Annotated in this window: 13 protein-coding genes and 1 riboswitch; of the genes, 9 read left to right on the forward strand and 4 right to left on the reverse strand. The window is 74.6% G+C overall.

The genetic code is table 11. The annotated features are described in order from the left end of the window. Positions 1–137: 137 nt before the first annotated feature. Positions 138–1,736, reverse strand: coding sequence for an ABC-F family ATP-binding cassette domain-containing protein (locus ACGFQ9_RS33115; protein ID WP_393579046.1), 1,599 nt, complete (start codon positions 1,734–1,736; stop codon positions 138–140). 112 nt (positions 1,737–1,848) lie between these two features. Beyond that, complete coding sequence (locus ACGFQ9_RS33120) at positions 1,849–2,673, reverse strand: hypothetical protein (RefSeq protein ID WP_393579047.1); 825 nt, start codon at positions 2,671–2,673, stop codon at positions 1,849–1,851. A gap of 236 nt (positions 2,674–2,909) precedes the next feature. Between ACGFQ9_RS33120 and ACGFQ9_RS33125 the strand changes: the two genes are divergently transcribed. Next, positions 2,910–3,800: a neutral zinc metallopeptidase gene (locus ACGFQ9_RS33125; RefSeq protein WP_393579199.1), complete on the forward strand. Its 891-nt coding sequence runs from the start codon at positions 2,910–2,912 to the stop codon at positions 3,798–3,800. 88 nt (positions 3,801–3,888) lie between these two features. Beyond that, complete coding sequence (locus tag ACGFQ9_RS33130) at positions 3,889–4,287, forward strand: VOC family protein (RefSeq protein WP_393579048.1); 399 nt, start codon at positions 3,889–3,891, stop codon at positions 4,285–4,287. A 93-nt stretch (positions 4,288–4,380) separates the two neighbouring features. Here the strand turns inward: ACGFQ9_RS33130 and ACGFQ9_RS33135 are convergent, their stop codons facing one another. Both ACGFQ9_RS33135 and ACGFQ9_RS33140 read right to left on the reverse strand, forming a co-directional pair. Beyond that, on the reverse strand, positions 4,381–5,805 hold the full coding sequence (locus ACGFQ9_RS33135; protein WP_393579049.1) for a hypothetical protein: 1,425 nt from the start codon (positions 5,803–5,805) through the stop codon (positions 4,381–4,383). 210 nt (positions 5,806–6,015) lie between these two features. Next, positions 6,016–7,146: an alpha/beta hydrolase gene (locus ACGFQ9_RS33140; protein WP_393579050.1), complete on the reverse strand. Its 1,131-nt coding sequence runs from the start codon at positions 7,144–7,146 to the stop codon at positions 6,016–6,018. Between the two features lie 320 nt (positions 7,147–7,466). Between ACGFQ9_RS33140 and ACGFQ9_RS33145 the strand changes: the two genes are divergently transcribed. From ACGFQ9_RS33145 to ACGFQ9_RS33175, 7 genes are all read left to right on the forward strand, one after another. Beyond that, positions 7,467–8,729, forward strand: a complete 1,263-nt coding sequence (locus tag ACGFQ9_RS33145) for an anion permease (protein ID WP_393579052.1) — start codon at positions 7,467–7,469, stop codon at positions 8,727–8,729. 22 nt (positions 8,730–8,751) lie between these two features. Next, positions 8,752–8,973, forward strand: coding sequence for a hypothetical protein (locus ACGFQ9_RS33150; RefSeq protein ID WP_393579053.1), 222 nt, complete (start codon positions 8,752–8,754; stop codon positions 8,971–8,973). 151 nt (positions 8,974–9,124) lie between these two features. After that, positions 9,125–9,227: riboswitch (cobalamin riboswitch) on the forward strand. 56 nt (positions 9,228–9,283) lie between these two features. Beyond that, positions 9,284–10,243 carry a cobalamin biosynthesis protein gene (locus ACGFQ9_RS33155; RefSeq protein ID WP_393579055.1) on the forward strand — a complete coding sequence of 320 codons (960 nt, stop codon included), beginning with the start codon at positions 9,284–9,286 and terminating at the stop codon, positions 10,241–10,243. Beyond that, positions 10,240–11,763, forward strand: a complete 1,524-nt coding sequence (locus ACGFQ9_RS33160; RefSeq protein WP_393579057.1) for a cobyric acid synthase — start codon at positions 10,240–10,242, stop codon at positions 11,761–11,763. Before ACGFQ9_RS33155 ends, ACGFQ9_RS33160 begins: the two co-directional genes overlap by 4 nt. Positions 11,764–12,007: 244 nt before the next feature. Further along, entirely contained in the window at positions 12,008–14,119 is a 2,112-nt protein-coding gene (locus ACGFQ9_RS33165) for a putative cobaltochelatase (RefSeq protein WP_393579058.1), read from the forward strand. Then, positions 14,119–14,718: a cob(I)yrinic acid a,c-diamide adenosyltransferase gene (gene cobO, locus ACGFQ9_RS33170; protein WP_393579060.1), complete on the forward strand. Its 600-nt coding sequence runs from the start codon at positions 14,119–14,121 to the stop codon at positions 14,716–14,718. Before ACGFQ9_RS33165 ends, cobO begins: the two co-directional genes overlap by 1 nt. Next, positions 14,715–16,121 (forward strand): cobyrinate a,c-diamide synthase, encoded by a 1,407-nt coding sequence (locus ACGFQ9_RS33175; RefSeq protein WP_393579062.1) that lies wholly within the window; start codon positions 14,715–14,717, stop codon positions 16,119–16,121. Before cobO ends, ACGFQ9_RS33175 begins: the two co-directional genes overlap by 4 nt. Positions 16,122–16,125: the final 4 nt, after the last annotated feature.

Raw genomic sequence — 16,125 nt, forward strand, 5'->3', positions numbered from 1 at the left:
TGATGGATCAGCAGTGAGCCGAATGATCCAGAAGGAATTGGATCAGCGGGACGCACCGGCCGGAACCGCCCCATCCGGGCCCGTTCGGGCCGGTCCGGGCCCGTTGGGGCCGGTCCGGTGGGTCGGGCGAGGGCGGATCAGGCGAGGGCGACCAGGTCCCGGTAGTCGGGACCCCACAGGTCCTCGACCCCGTCCGGAAGCAGGATGATCCGCTCCGGTTCCAGGGCCTCCACCGCGCCCTCGTCGTGCGTGACGAGGATGACCGCGCCCTTGTAGGTGCGCAGCGCGCCGAGGATCTCCTCGCGGCTGGCCGGGTCGAGGTTGTTGGTGGGCTCGTCGAGCAGCAGCACGTTCGCCGAGGAGACCACCAGGGTGGCCAGGGCGAGCCGGGTCTTCTCACCGCCGGAGAGCACCCCGGCCGGCTTGTCCACGTCGTCGCCGGAGAACAGGAAGGAACCCAGCACCTTGCGGACCTGGACCAGGTCGAGGTCCGGCGCCGAGGAGCGCATGTTCTCCAGGACCGTGCGGTCCGGGTCCAGGGTCTCGTGCTCCTGGGCGTAGTAGCCGAGCTTGAGGCCGTGGCCGGGGGTGACCTCGCCCGTGTCGGGCTTCTCGGCGCCCGCCAGCAGGCGCAGCAGCGTGGTCTTGCCGGCACCGTTGAGGCCGAGGATGACCACCCGGGAGCCCTTGTCGATGGCCAGGTCGACGTCGGTGAAGATCTCCAGCGAGCCGTACGACTTGGACAGGCCCTCGGCGGTGAGCGGGGTCTTGCCGCAGGGGGCGGGGTCCGGGAAGCGCAGCTTGGCGACCTTGTCGGAGACGCGCACGGCCTCCAGGCCGGACAGCAGTCGCTCGGCGCGCTTGGCCATGTTCTGGGCGGCGACGGTCTTGGTGGCCTTGGCGCGCATCTTGTCGGCCTGCGAGTTCAGCGCCGCGGCCTTCTTCTCGGCGTTCTGGCGCTCGCGCTTGCGGCGCTTCTCGTCGGCCTCGCGCTGCTGCTGGTAGAGCTTCCAGCCCATGTTGTAGACGTCGATGACCGAGCGGTTGGCGTCCAGGTAGAAGACCTTGTTCACGACGGTCTCGACCAGGTCGACGTCGTGGGAGATCACGATGAAGCCGCCGCGGTAGGTCTTGAGGTAGTCGCGCAGCCAGACGATCGAGTCGGCGTCGAGGTGGTTGGTGGGCTCGTCGAGGAGCAGGGTGTCGGCGTCCGAGAAGAGGATCCGGGACAGCTCGACGCGGCGGCGCTGGCCGCCGGAGAGGGTGTGCAGGGGCTGGCCGAGGACCCGGTCGGGCAAGCCGAGGGCGGCCGCGATGGTGGCGGCCTCCGCCTCGGCGGCGTAGCCGCCCTTGGTGAGGAACTCGGTCTCCTGGCGCTCGTACTGCTTGAGGGCCTTGTCCCGGGTGGCGCCGGAGCCGTTGGCGATGCGGTCCTCGTTGGCCCGCATCTTCTTGATCAGTACGTCCAGGCCGCGGGCGGAGAGGATCCGGTCACGGGCGAGGACGTCGAGGTCGCCGGTGCGGGGATCCTGCGGGAGGTAGCCGACCTCACCGGACCGGCTGATGGCGCCGGCGGCGGGCTGGCCCTCGCCGGCCAGGCACTTGGTGAGGGTGGTCTTGCCGGCGCCGTTGCGGCCGACCAGGCCGATGCGGTCGCCCTTGGCGACACGGAAGGACGCGTTCTCGATGAGGATGCGGGCGCCGGCGCGCAGCTCGATGCCGGTGGCGGTGATCACGGAAATACTCCAGGGCGGTGTGGACGGCGGAAGGGTGGCGGTACGCGAGGCTTCGACGCCGCTAATCCGCGAGGAGATTTGCCATGGGAGTCATTCTACCGGGGGCGCGCAACTACTTTTCGGGCCGCCGGTCGGCCGGGGGCTTGATCCGGCCCTGCTCGCCCAGGGGCACGGTCCGGAGGGTCCAGGGGACGTCGGGATCGGCGCAGTCCTGGGCGAGCAGGAGCAGCCGGTCGACGGCCGGCGGGGCCTCGCCGGGACGGAAGGCGCAGCCCTTGCGGGCGGTGACGATCCAGCGCAGGTCGCCGTCCTCGGCGCGGAAGCCGAGGGCCCGCGCGGGAGTGACCACCACGAGCATCCGTCCGTCCGCGCCGAGGGAGGCCAGGCTGCCGTCCGTGCCGGCGCCGGGGGCGGCGCGGTGCCAGCGCACCACCGGGTCTCCGGTGCCCGACTCGCGGACGGTGTCGGTGACCATGCCGTCGTCCCACAGCGTGAAGGCGTGGCCGGGGGCGGAGCGGACGGCGACCGGACGGCGGCCCTCCCGGGCGTAGGTCCAGGCGGGCCGGTCGCTGCCGGGGGTGTGGGCGTGCACCGCGTCGCGGTCGAGGGTCAGCCGGTACGCCGGCTGCAGGTGCGGCAGCTCGTACGCGGCGCCCGCCGGGCCGGCGGCGGGCGGGCGGGCGGTGAGCCGGTCGCCGTAGGGCGTGGCGGGGCTCAGCGCGGCGAGGAGGGTGGCCAGGACCGCGAGGAAGGCGGCGACGGCGAGCAGGGCGGGCGGGCGGCGGGCCGGCCGGCGCGTTGCGGGGGCGGCGGCTCCGGCGGTGGCCGGGGTGGCACCGGGGCCGGCGGGATCGTGCCCGGTGTCGGGGCGGGCGGTGCCGTCCGCGCCGTCGGCGGGCGCCGGGCCGGGGCCGGGCACGGCCGGCGGAGTGGTCATGCGGAGCCTCCGGGTGCTCGCTGAACGGGTGTGCGGCCCTCGTCCCGTGCGGGGTGCGACGGGACGGCCGCCGAGCGTAGCCGGACCGCCGGGGCGGTGGTGCCGCCGGGGCGGCGCAGTGTCCGTTCGTCCCCCGTTCGGCCCTCGCCGCAGCTCGTGCGATATGTGCAGGTACCAGGATGAAGGGCGTGGCACTCGCCGGAGTGGCGGACACGTGGAGCAGAGGGCGGTGCGGGATGCAGTTCGACGAGGACGCCAATGTGGACACGTCCGACGTCCAGGACGTGCGGGGCCACCGCATCCCGGGTGGGAAGGCCACGATCGGCGGCGGCCTGGTCGGGCTGATCGCCCTGGTCATGGCTCTGCTGTTCGGGGTGGGGCCGGACCAGCTGGGACTGTCCTCCGGCGAGACGGAGCCGTCCGGTACCGCCTCCTCCGCCTCGGAGGTGCAGCGGGCCTGCGGGACCGGGGCGGCCGCGAACGCCCGGGAGGACTGCCGGCTGGCGTTCGTGGCGAGGAGCACCCAGGATTTCTGGAACCAGGAGTTCGGCCGGCGCGGCGGGCAGTACCGCCCGGCCACGACGGTCGTCTTCGGCGGCCGGGTGAACACCGGGTGCGGCACGGCGAGCTCCGCGGTCGGCCCGTTCTACTGCCCCGTCGACCGGAAGGTCTACGTGGACCTCGCGTTCTTCAGGGAGCTGCAGACCAGGTTCGGCGCGAGCGGCGGGCCCTTCGCGCAGGCGTACGTGGTGGCGCACGAGTACGGGCACCACGTCCAGAACCTGCTGGGGACCCTGCAGCGGGCCCAGGACGGCCGGACCGGCGCGGCCAGCAACGCCGTCAAGGTGGAGCTGCAGGCCGACTGTTACGCGGGGGTGTGGACGCGGAACGCGACCACGACCCCGGACCGGTCCACGGGGCGGCCGCTGGTCTCCCGGCTGAGCGAGCAGGACATCCGGGACGGCCTGGACGCGGCGGCGGCGGTGGGCGACGACCGCATCCAGGAGAAGCTCCAGGGGCGGGTGACCCCGGAGAACTGGACCCACGGCTCGGCGGCGCAGCGGCAGCAGTGGTTCTACCAGGGCTACCGCACGGGCGACATGGCCCAGTGCAACACCTTCCGCTGACCGTCCACAGGGTCGGCCGGCTGTCGGCGGGGCCTGCCAGACTGTGTCCCGGATCACATTCACGGGTTCAGGAGAGGGAGTGATCGTCATGGCGGGCACACCGTCCATCAGCCCGACGCTGACGTACCGGGACGCCAGGGCCGCGATCAAGCTGCTGACGGAGGGCTTCGGCTTCCACCGGGTCGCGGTGTACGAGGGGGACGACGGCTCCGTGCTGCACGCGGAGCTGTCCTACGGGAACGGCATGGTGATGCTGGGCAGCCGCGGCACCGGGAGCAAGTTCGACCAGGCGATGGGCAAGGATCCTGGCCCGACGGGGGTGTACGTCGTCGTGGAGGACGTCGACGCGCACCACCGCCGCGCCGTGGAGCACGGAGTGGAGATCCTGATGGAGCCCACCGACCAGGACTACGGCTCCCGGGACTACATGGCGCGGGACCCGGAGGGCAACATCTGGAGCTTCGGCACGTACGCGCCGACGGTCTGACCGCCGTCCGGACCGGGGCCGGTCCGGGTCCGGCCACGCGGCCCGGCATGCGGTCCGGCCACGCGGTCCGGCGGGGTCCGCGGAGGCGGCGCCTCAGACCCCGCCGGTGTGGACCTGGAAGGCGGCCCGCCGGACGGCCTTGGCCAGCGAGGGGTCGGGGTGGGCGGCCGCCAGCGCGACCAGGACCTGGACCGTACGGGGGTGGCCGACCGCCCGGACCTCGTCGAGCAGCCGGGGGACGGTGGTGCGGACCGCCGAGTCGAGATGACGGGCCAGCAGGTCGGCCTCGCCGTGGTCGGCGATGGCCGCGGCGGTGTCCACCCAGAGCCAGGTCTGCTCCTCGGGGGTGAGGACCTCGTGGGCTTCCTCGGGGTCCGCCCCGTCGTGCTCGGCGAGCCACAGCAGCGCGTAGGGCCGCAGGGCGGGCTCGCGGGAGGCGGCACGCACCTCGGGTTCGGCGGGGGCGCCGACCACCCGGAGGGCCTCGAAGGCGAGGCCGCGCAGCAGCGCGTCCTCCCCGCGGGCTGCCTGCAGCAGCTCGCTGACGGCGTGTCCGACGGGCCGGGCGGCCAGCCAGGCACGGTACTCGGCGCGGGCGGGGCCCGGGGTGAGCCGGGCGCAGCCGTGCAGCATCGCGGCGGCGGACTGCTCGATGTTCCCGGCGGGGCTCTGCGCGGCCACGCAGATCTGCTCGAGCTTGACCCAGACGGCCCAGCTGCCGAGGGGGGTGAGTCCGGCCTCGGCGGGGCCGAGGGTGACGGCGTCCACGGCCGCGAGCCCGCCGAGGGCCCAGCGCAGCAGCCGGGTCAGCGGGGCGGTCCGGCCGTCGGGGGCGGCCGGGGCGGACTGCGGTCCGGCCGCGGGTTCCGCGTCGTAGGGGACCTCGCAGCGCTCCTCGCGGAGTTCGGCGACGCGCTGGCCGAGCAGGTCCAGCAGGGCGGGCACGCCGACCGGGCCGGCCGAGAGCTGGAGCAGCGAGAGGATCTGCGGCATCGCCTCGACGACCTCGGCGACCGGCTCGGGGGCGATGTCGGCGGGCGCGGGGTGGACCAGTGACCAGGCGTCGAACAGGGCGACCCAGCCGCGGAGCACGGCCGCGTCGTCGCGGTCCCAGGCACGCAGCCGCCAGCCGGGGCGGGCGCTGCCCCCGTGCATCTCGACCAGCCCGGCGAGCCGGGCGCGGTCCCAGCCGGCCCGGACCTGGCCGTGCGTCAGGCGGAGCTCGCCGGAGGCCCGTTCGACGTCGCGGGCGGCCAGCGCGCCGGCCGGGCCGGGACGCGATCCGTCACCGTCCTGGAGGTTGCGCTCGGCCCAGCGGGCCAGTCTGACGGCATCGGAAAGCGACGCCCGCGCGCGGTCCGCGAGTTCGGGCGCGGCCGGCGTCCCCTCCGGCGGCCGGGAGGCCGGGCGGGTGCGCCGGTCGGTCACCGCCTTGCGGGCGGTGGCGACGGAGCGCGGGGAGACGAGTCGGAGTCTGGAAGCGCGAGCCAACTGCTCATCAGGCTTTCGGGACGTCACGGAATCAGTCTCGCCCGTCACAGCCCGAAAGCCCAAACGGAACCGGTCGTTACCGCTGGTGGGGCGGGGTGGGGTGGACGGTACAGACCGGGACAAGCCGCCCGCCCCCGGTGCGCGCAGCGGGGGCGGGGCCTCCCCCCTGCGCGCCCGGCCGGGCCTCGACGCGCGGGGCCCGGGATCGGCCGGGGGGGCGGGAATCCCGGGGCCGGCTCACATGAGCGGGGTGATGAAGCGCCGGAGCACCTCCTCGTAGCGGGAGGGGTTGGCGTTCCACATTCCCCCGTGCGGGGCGTCACGGACGGGGTAAAGGGTGACGCGGTCGGGGCGGAGCGCGGCGAGCCGGCGGGCCGGCTCCCACGGGGCGATCGTGTCGTCCGGCCCGGAGAAGATCAGCACGGGCATGCGCAGCGCGGCCGGGTCGGCCACCGGGTTCCGGTCGTCGGCCAGCAGGCCGGTCCTGGCCTCGGCGGCCCGGACGGCCAGCGGGAGCAGGGCGGGGGGCACCCCGCGGGCGAGCGCCAGGTTGCGCAGGGTGGTGTGCCGGTCGAGCACCGGGGAGTCCAGGACCAGGCCGGCGACGCGGTCTGCGAGGGCCGAGCGCTGCGCGGCGTAGAGGGCCATGGTGGCGCCGGTCGACCAGCCGTGCAGGATCACCCGGCGGGCGCCGAAGCGGAGCGCGTAGCGGATGGCGGCGTCCAGGTCGCGCCATTCGGAGGCGCCGAGGTGGCTGATCCCGTCGGGGCAGGCGGGGGCTCCGAGGTCGCCGCGGTAGGCGAGGGCGAGCACCGGGAGGTGGTGCCGGTGCAGGAAGGGCATGAGCACCATCGGGTGCTCGCGGGTGCCGCCGAGCCCGTGGACGGCGATCACCCAGGTGTCGCGGGCGCCGGGCACGAACCAGGCGGGCAGGGCGCCCAGCTCTCCGGGGACGTCCACGTCGGCGTGGTCGAGCCCGAGGGCGGAACGCGGGTCGCCGAGGTGGACCTGCGGGGTGAGCCGGACCCGGGTGCCGGGTTCCAGGGTGCCGTGGGTGATCCGGACGAGTTCCCGGACCACGGTGTCCGGGTCGTGCGGGACGTCCCGCAGCACCCGGCCGACCACGGCGTGCACGCCGGGGGCGTCCAGTCCGTGGACGCCGGGGCGGAGGGTGGCCAGGGAGCGGGTCAGGGCGATCCGGCCGGGCGCGGTGGAGTGGACGGTGAGCCGGGGGCCGCCGGGGAGCGGGCGCCCCGGTACGGGCCGCAGCGTGGCGTCGGCGGCGTACCGCCCGGCCACGACGGCGGCGGCTCCGGCCCCCAGCAGGGTGGTGGTGACGGCGGCTGCCGTCGCTGTCGCGGTGCGCACCGTTCCAGTTTCGGTGGCGGGGTGGGGCCCGGCCAGCGGAACACACGTGGAAGGGGCGCCTCCAGAAGGCTCCGGCCTGGAGTGATGTGCGTCTCTTCCGGAAGGCCGGAGGGGGGTCCGGGGCGCCGGACGTCGCGCCGGAAAGGTTCCGTTCACCCTTCGCTGACGTGCGCGAATCGGTCGATTGGCGGCACTATCAGGACGAGCGTCCCCAACTCGAACCTGGCTGGTACACCGCGCAGCCCGAGTCAGTTCACTTTTCGTTCACCTAGGTTGCTTACGTTCGCCGAGCCACTGACGCCAAACAGAAGCCTGGGTAAATGGAGCACATAACGCTTCTCCTCGGGATCGTGATCATCACCGCTCTCGTGTTCGACTTCACGAACGGTTTCCACGACACCGCCAACGCGATGGCCACCACCATCTCGACCGGCGCCCTCAAGCCCAAGACGGCGGTGGCCATGTCCGCCGTGCTCAACCTCGTCGGCGCGTTCATGTCCGTGGAGGTCGCCAAGACGATCTCCAAGGGTCTCGTCAACGAAGAGGGCATCCAGCCAGAGGTGATCTTCGCCGCGCTCGTCGGCGCCATCCTCTGGAACCTGCTGACCTGGCTGGTCGGCCTGCCCTCCAGCTCCTCCCACGCCCTGATGGGCGGCCTGATCGGTGCCGCGGTCGCTTCTGCCGGCATCGGGGCGGTCAACGGCAGTGTGGTCGTGACCAAGGTCCTCATCCCCGCGGTGGCCGCGCCGATCGTCGCCGGCGTCGCCGCGATGCTGGCCGCGCGCCTCACGTACAAGCTCGGCAACAACGTCGGCGAGAAGACCTCGGCCAAGGGCTACAAGGCCGGTCAGATCGCCTCCGCCGGCCTGGTCTCCCTCGCGCACGGCACCAACGACGCGCAGAAGACGATGGGCATCATCACCCTGGCGCTGGTCGCCGGCGGCGCGCTCGCGCCCGGCTCCAACCCGCCGGTCTGGGTCATCGTCTCCGCCGGTATGGCCATCGCGCTCGGCACCTACCTGGGCGGCTGGCGGATCATCCGCACCATGGGCAAGGGCCTGACCGACCTGCAGCCGCAGCAGGGCTTCGCCGCCCAGACCTCGGCCGCGTCCGTCATCCTCGCCTCCTCCACCCTGGGCTTCTCGCTCTCCACCACCCACTCGTGCTCCGGCGCGGTCATGGGTGCCGGCCTCGGCCGCAAGGGCGGCGTGGTCCGCTGGTCCACCGCGACCCGGATGTTCGTCGCCTGGGGCCTGACCCTGCCGGCCGCCGCCGCCGTCGGCGCGGGCGCCGAGTACGTCATGCGCATCGGTGACATCGGCGTCGCCGCCGTCACCGTCTTCCTGGTCGGCTCCTGCCTCGCCATCTGGCTGATCTCCCGCCGTCAGGTCGTCGACCACCACAACGTCAACGAGGTCGACGCCGAGGAGCCGGGCGTGGTCACCACCGCGATCGCGGCCGTCGCCGTCCCGCCGGCGGGCACCACCGCCGCGGTCACGGACGAGGACCTGAAGGCCACCATCCCCGCCCCGAACGCCCACGCGTCCGGCGAGACCCCGACGGCCCCGGCCGCCGCGGTCTGACCAGCAGAGAAGGTTTCGCAGCATGAAGATCGACTGGGCAGCCCTGGGCTCCGTCTTCGGAGTCAGCCTCTCCGCCACCGTCCTTCTGGTCGCCCTCTTCACCCTGGGCCTGATGGGTCTCTCGAAGCACGAGACGGCCACCGAGCAGGGCGGCACCGCCACCCTGGCCCGGACCGGCGCCTACGCCGCCTTCGCGCTCTGCGCCGCGGCCGTGGCCTACGGGATCTACCTGATCGTCGTCTGACCCCCCGCGGCACCCGCCGCAACCGTTGGCTCCTCCCGGTTCTCCCGGGGGGAGCTTTCGCATGCCCTGCCCCACCTTCACCCCAGGTCAACGGCGAGTTGACGGGCCATCGCGGTGCGTGGTGGACTGCCGGAGCCATCACGGCGGCAGCAGAGGAAGTCCGGTGCGAATCCGGCGCGGTCCCGCCACTGTCACCGCGGAGCACGTCCCGTACACCCGTACGCGGACCCGTGCCTCGCGGGAGCCAGGAACTCTCGCCGCCGGACACGTCGAACCAGGGCGCGGACCCTGAGTGAGGACATACCTGCACATGCGTGCCGACCGCGTTTTCGCGTACGGCGTGACGGCGGGCCTGATCGGTGACCGGATCCTCGGTGATCCGCGCCGCGGGCACCCCGTCGCCGCCTTCGGACGAGCCGCCGCCGCCGTGGAGCGCGCCCTCTGGCGCGACCGGCGCTCGCGGGGCGTACTGCATTCCGCGGTGTGCGCCGGAGGCGCGGCGGCGCTGGGCGCGGTCGCCGCCCGCGCCGTGCGCTCCCGCCCCGCCGCCGTCCGGATCGCCCTGACCGCCGCCGCCACCTGGGCCGTCGTCGGGGGCACCTCGCTGGGCCGGGAGGCCCGTGCGATCGGCGGGGCGCTGGCCGCCGGTGACACCGAGGTGGCCCGGGAACGCCTCCCCCACCTGTGCGGGCGGGACCCGCACTCCCTGGACGAGCAGCAGATCGCCCGCGCCGTGGTGGAGTCGGTCGCCGAGAACACCTCCGACGCCGTGGTCGGCGCGCTGGTGTGGGGCGCCGTCGCCGGGGTGCCCGGCCTGGTCGCGTTCCGCGCCGTGAACACACTCGACGCGATGGTGGGCCACAAGTCGCCACGCCACCTGAACTACGGCTGGGCATCGGCCCGGCTGGACGACCTCGCGGGCTGGCCGGGGGCCCGGCTGACCGCACTGGCCGCCGTACTCGCCGGCCCTGACCGTCGGGGGGCGGTCAGGGCCTGGCGTACCGACGCCGCAGCCCATCCCAGCCCCAACGCGGGCCCGGTCGAGGCCTCCTTCGCCGGGGCGCTCGGCGTCCGGATGGGCGGCACCCTCACCTACGGCGGCCGGGTCGAGCACCGGGCGGTGCTCAACGGGGGGGCGGGGCGTCCGGTGGAGGTCACCGACATCGAACGGGCGGTCCGGCTGTCCCGGCAGGTGACCTGGCTGGCGCTGGGCGCGTGCGTGGCGGGCAGGCTGCTGGCGGCACGAGTGGTACGGAAGGGGCGCGGGTGAACGGGACGGGCAAGCGGGGCGGGGGGCTGCTCGTCGCGGGCACCACCTCGGACGCGGGGAAGAGCGTGGTCACCGCCGGCATCTGCCGGTGGCTGGCGCGGCAGGGCGTGAAGGTGGCGCCGTTCAAGGCGCAGAACATGTCGCTGAACTCCTTCGTGACCCGGGAGGGAGCCGAGATCGGCCGGGCCCAGGCCATGCAGGCGCAAGCGGCCCGGGTGGAGCCGACCGCACTGATGAACCCGGTGCTGCTCAAGCCCGGCAGCGACCGCAGCAGCCAGGTGGTGCTGCTGGGCAAGCCGGTGGGCGAGATGAGCGCCCGCGGCTACCACGGAGGGCGTCAGGAGCAGCTGCTCGGCGTGGTCACGGACTGCCTGGAGCAGTTGCGGGGCACGTATGACGCCGTGATCTGCGAGGGGGCGGGCAGCCCGGCCGAGATCAACCTGCGCCGGACGGACATCGTGAACATGGGGATCGCGCGGGCCGCGGACTTCCCCGTGGTGGTGGTCGGGGACATCGACCGGGGCGGGGTGTTCGCGTCCTTCTTCGGCACCACGGCCCTGCTGTCGGAGCGGGACCAGTCGCTGATCGCCGGCTACCTGGTGAACAAGTTCCGTGGCGACGTGTCCCTGCTGGAGCCGGGGATGGAGATGCTCCGGTCGATCACCGGGCGCGCGACGTACGGGGTGCTGCCGTTCCGGCACGGGCTGGGCATCGACGAGGAGGACGGGCTGCGCGTCTCGCTGCGCGGGGCGGTCCGCGAGTCGGTGGTGGCCCCGCCGGCCGGCGAGGACGTGCTGCGGGTCGCGGTGTGCGCGGTGCCGCTGATGTCCAACTTCACGGACGTGGACGCGCTGGCGGCGGAGCCGGGCGTGGTGGTGCGCTTCGTGGACCGCCCCGAGGAACTGTCGGACGCGGACCTGGTCGTCGTTCCCGGCACCCGGGGCACGGTGAAGGCGCTGGAGTGGCTGCGGGAGCGCGGCCTGGCGGACGCCCTCGCCCGGCGGGCCGCCGAGGGGCGCCCGGTGCTGGGCATCTGCGGCGGTTTCCAGGCCCTCGGCGAGCGGATCGAGGACGAGGTCGAGTCTCGGGCGGGCGTGGTGGACGGCCTGGGGCTGCTGCCGGTGCGCGTGCGCTTCGACCGGGAGAAGACCCTGGCCCGGCCGACGGGCACGGCGCTCGGCGAGACCGTCGACGGGTACGAGATCCACCACGGCGTGGCCGAGGTGCTGGGTGGGGAGCCGTTCCTCGACGGGTGCCGGGTGGGCTCGGTGTGGGGCACGCACTGGCACGGCTCGCTGGAGTCCGACGGCTTCCGGCGCGCCTTCCTCCGCGAGGTCGCGGCCGCCGCCGGGCGCCGCTTCGTCCCCGCCCCGGACACCTCGTTCGCCGCCCTGCGGGAAGCTCAGCTGGACCTGCTGGGCGACCTGATCGAGGAGCACGCCGACACCGACGCACTGCTGCGGCTGATCGAATCGGGCGCCCCGGCCGGGCTGCCGTTCCTGCCGCCGGGCGCGCCGTGAGGCCGGATCTGCGGCGCCTGCCCTCCGCGGGGTCCCCGCGTGCCCACGGGGGCTGTGCCCCGTCAGGGGCGCGAGGAACTGCGCGACCGGCCGCCGATGCCCCGCAGGCACGCTACGACGGCTCCGCCCCGGACCGGGGACGGGGTCCGGGGCGGAGCCCCGGTTCCGGGAGAGGGCGAGGTGGGGGAAAGGCCCCGCGCAGCGGATGTCCCGCCACGACCATGCCGTACGAAGGAGTGAGCAAGTGAGTACGTCCTACCCGTTCACCGCGGTGGTCGGTCAGACCGACCTGCGGCTGGCGCTGCTGCTGAACGCCGTGAGCCCGGCGGTCGGCGGGGTCCTGGTACGCGGCGAGAAGGGCACCGCCAAGTCCACCGCCGTACGTGCGCTGTCCGCTCTGCTGCCGCAGGTAGAGGTCGTCGGCGGGTGCCGCTTCTCGTGTGCGCCGGACGCACCCGACCCCGCCTGCCCGGACGGCCCGCACGACGCCGCCGCCGAGGGCACCGCGCGCGCCGCGCGGATGGTGGAACTGCCGGTAGGCGCCTCCGAGGACCGCCTCGTCGGCGCGCTCGACATCGAACGGGCCCTGGCGGAGGGGGTGAAGGCGTTCGAGCCCGGCCTGCTGGCCGACGCGCACCGCGGGATCCTCTACGTGGACGAGGTCAACCTGCTCCACGACCACCTGATCGACCTGCTGCTGGACGCCGCCGCGATGGGCGCCTCCTACGTGGAGCGGGAGGGCGTCTCGGTCCGGCACGCCGCCCGGTTCCTGCTGGTGGGCACCATGAACCCGGAGGAGGGCGAGCTGCGTCCGCAGCTGCTCGACCGGTTCGGCCTGACCGTGGAGGTCGCGGCCTCCCGCGAGCCGGAGCAGCGGGTCGAGGTGGTCCGGCGCCGGCTCGCCTACGAGGACGACCCGGCCGCCTTCGCCGCCCGCTGGGCCGGCGACGAGGCGGACGTACGGGCCCGGGTGGTCGCGGCGCGCGCGCTGCTGCCGCAGGTCCGGCTCGGTGACGGCGCGCTGCTGCAGATCGCGGCCGTGTGCGCCGGGTTCGAGGTGGACGGCATGCGCGCCGACATCGTCATGGCCCGGACGGCGACCGCGCTGGCCGCATGGGCCGGGCGCGGCGCCGTACGGAAGGAGGACGTCCGGCAGGCGGCTCTGCTGGCGCTCCCCCACCGGCGGCGGCGCAACCCCTTCGACGCGCCGGGGCTGGACGAGGAGATGCTCGACCGGATCCTCGACGGTTTCCCCGACGAGGAGCCGGAGCCCGACCCGGAGCCCGACCCGGAGCCGGAGCCGGACCCCGACGGCGGTCCGGACGGCGGCGGTGACGGCGGACCGGACGGGGGCGGCGGGGTGCCGCCGCAGGCGGGCCCGGAGCAGCCGGAGCAGCAGCAGCCCGACGGGGCTCCGGAGCAGCCGGAGCCGGCCCCCGCCCGGGGCGAGGCCCCCGAACCGGCGCCCGAGCCGGCCGGCGACGCCGCGACCCAGGCCGCCGTACGCGCCGCCGACCCGTTCCGGACCCGGATGTTCAGCGTGCCGGGGCTCGGCGAGGGCGCGTCCGGGCGCCGCTCCCGGGCCCGGACCGCGCACGGCCGGACCACCGGGGCCGAGCGCCCGCGCGGGCACCTGGGCAAGCTGCACCTCGCGGCGACCGTGCAGGCCGCCGCCCCGCACCAGCGGGCGCGCGGCCGGTCCGGCCGCGGCCTGGTGATCCGCAAGGACGACCTGCGCCAGGCCACCCGCGAGGGCCGCGAGGGCAACCTGGTGCTCTTCGTCGTGGACGCCTCCGGCTCGATGGCCGCCCGGCAGCGGATGAGCGCGGTCAAGGGCGCCGTGCTGTCCCTGCTGCTGGACGCCTACCAGCGGCGCGACAAGGTCGGCATGATCACTTTCCGGGGGCCGGGCGCCGAGCTGGCGCTGCCGCCCACCTCCTCGGTGGACGCGGCGGCCGCCCGCCTGGACCGGCTGCCCACCGGCGGCCGCACCCCGCTCGCCGCCGGACTGCTCAAGGCGCACGAGGTTCTGCGCGTCGAGCGGCTGCGCGACCCGTCGCGGCGGCCGCTGCTGGTGCTGGTCACCGACGGCCGGGCCACCTCCGCGGGGGCCGTCGGCGGGGACCCGCGCGAGGCGGCGGCCCGTTCGGCCCGGCTGCTGGCGGACCGGGGCGTGGCCTCGGTGGTCGTGGACTGCGAGTCCGGTCCGGTACGGCTGGGCCTGGCCGGGGCGCTCGCCGCGGAGCTGGGCGGTCCGGCGGTCACCCTCGACGGGCTGCGGGCCGACTCGCTGGCAGGGCTCGTCAAGCACGTCCGTACGTCCGTTTCCGAACCGACCCGCAGGAGGGCCGCTTAATGCCTCAGGGACAGCCGAACGTCATCCCCGACGACGGTCTCACCACACGTCAGCGCCGCAACCGGCCGCTGGTGTTCGTCCACACCGGGCCCGGCAAGGGCAAGTCGACGGCGGCCTTCGGGCTGGCGCTGCGCGCCTGGAACCAGGGCTGGCCGATCGGGGTGTTCCAGTTCGTCAAGTCGGCGAAGTGGAAGGTCGGCGAGGAGAACGCGCTCAAGGTGCTCGGCGCCTCCGGCGAGGGCGGCACGGTCGTCTGGCACAAGATGGGCGAGGGCTGGTCCTGGGTCCAGCGGGACGCACAGCTCGACAACGAGCAGGCCGCGAAGGAGGGCTGGGAGCAGGTCAAGCGCGACCTGGCCGCCGAGACCCACCGGCTGTACGTGCTCGACGAGTTCGCGTACCCGATGCACTGGGGCTGGATCGACGTCGACGAGGTGATCGAGGTGCTGCGGAACCGTCCGGGCACCCAGCACGTGGTGATCACCGGCCGGAACGCCCCCGAGAAGCTGTGCAAGTTCGCGGACCTCGTGACCGAGATGACCAAGATCAAGCACCCGATGGACGCCGGCCAGAAGGGCCAGAAGGGCATCGAGTGGTGACTTCCGTCCCCCGGCTGGTGATCGCCGCTCCCTCCTCGGGGAGCGGCAAGACCACGGTCGCGACCGGCCTGATGGCCGCGTTCGCCGAGCGTGGGCTCGCCGTGTCCCCGCACAAGGCCGGACCCGACTACATCGACCCCGGCTACCACGCCCTGGCCACCGGCCGGCCGGGGCGGAACCTGGACGCCTTCATGTGCGGCCCGGAGCTGGTCGCCCCGCTGTTCGCGCACGGGGCGCGGGGCTGCGACCTGGCCGTGGTCGAAGGCGTGATGGGCCTCTACGACGGGGCCGCCGGGCGCGGTGAGCTCGCCTCGACCGCGCACGTCGCGAAGCTGCTGCGGGCGCCGGTGGTGCTGGTGGTCGACGCCTCCTCGCAGTCCCGGTCGGTCGCGGCCCTGGTGCACGGCTTCGCCTCGTTCGACCCGCAGGTGCGGCTGGGCGGCGTGATCCTCAACAAGGTCGGCTCGGACCGGCACGAGGTGATGCTCCGGGAGGCGCTGGAGGAGGCCGGCATGCCGGTGCTCGGCGTGCTGCGCCGGGCCCCTCAGGTGTCCGCGCCCTCCCGCCACCTCGGGCTGGTGCCGGTCGCCGAGCGGCGCGCGGACGCGCTGGCCTCCGTACGGGCGCTGGCGGAACAGGTCCGGCAGGGCTGCGACCTGGAGGCCCTGCTGGCACTGGCGCGCAGCGCGCCACCGCTGTCGTGCGAGGTGTGGGACCCCGCCGCCGCGGTGGCCGGGGCGGCCCCCGGTGCCGGTGACGAGCGAGTGGGCGATGGGGTGCCTCGCATCGCCGTCGCCGGAGGCCCGGCGTTCACGTTCTCCTACGCCGAGCACGCCGAACTGCTCACCGCGGCCGGCGCCGAGGTGGTGCCCTTCGACCCGCTGCACGACGAAGACCTCCCGGAGCGCACGAGCGGGCTCGTCATCGGCGGCGGGTTCCCCGAGGTGTACGCCCCCGAGCTCGCGGCGAACGCGCCGCTGCGCAAGGCCGTGGCGGAACTGGCCGCGAGCGGTGCCCCCGTGGCCGCCGAGTGCGCGGGCCTGCTCTACCTGGCCCGTTCCCTGGACGGAACGCCGATGTGCGGGGTGCTGGACGCCGACGCGCGGATGTCGGAGCGGCTGACGCTGGGCTACCGCGAAGCCGTCGCGGTGTCGGACAGCGCACTCGCCCCGGCCGGGAGCCGGCTGCGCGGGCACGAGTTCCACCGGACCGTGGTCGAGCCCGGCGCCGGGGCCACTCCGGCGTGGGGCTTCACGCATCCGGAGCGCCGGGTCGAGGGCTTCGTCCAGGGCGGTGTGCACGCCAGTTACCTGCACACGCACTGGGCGGCGGAACCGGCGGTGGCGGCCCGCTTCGCTGCGGCTGCGGCTGCGGCTGCGGCCGACGCGTCAGCCCGGCCGTGACCGG

The sequence above is a fragment of the Streptomyces sp. NPDC048603 genome (assembly GCF_043199475.1).
GTDB lineage: Bacteria > Actinomycetota > Actinomycetes > Streptomycetales > Streptomycetaceae > Streptomyces.

Excerpts from the sequence above, each read along its gene's own strand:
- ACGFQ9_RS33150 (WP_393579053.1), top strand. The coding sequence starts at position 8,752 with ATGAAGATCGACTGGGCAGCCCTGGGCTCCGTCTTCGGAGTCAGCCTC.
- cobO (WP_393579060.1), top strand. The coding sequence starts at position 14,119 with ATGCCTCAGGGACAGCCGAACGTCATCCCCGACGACGGTCTCACCACA.
- ACGFQ9_RS33145 (WP_393579052.1), top strand. The coding sequence starts at position 7,467 with ATGGAGCACATAACGCTTCTCCTCGGGATCGTGATCATCACCGCTCTC.
- ACGFQ9_RS33125 (WP_393579199.1), top strand. The coding sequence starts at position 2,910 with ATGCAGTTCGACGAGGACGCCAATGTGGACACGTCCGACGTCCAGGAC.
- ACGFQ9_RS33155 (WP_393579055.1), top strand. The coding sequence starts at position 9,284 with ATGCGTGCCGACCGCGTTTTCGCGTACGGCGTGACGGCGGGCCTGATC.
- ACGFQ9_RS33130 (WP_393579048.1), top strand. The coding sequence starts at position 3,889 with ATGGCGGGCACACCGTCCATCAGCCCGACGCTGACGTACCGGGACGCC.
- ACGFQ9_RS33120 (WP_393579047.1), bottom strand. The coding sequence starts at position 2,673 with ATGACCACTCCGCCGGCCGTGCCCGGCCCCGGCCCGGCGCCCGCCGAC.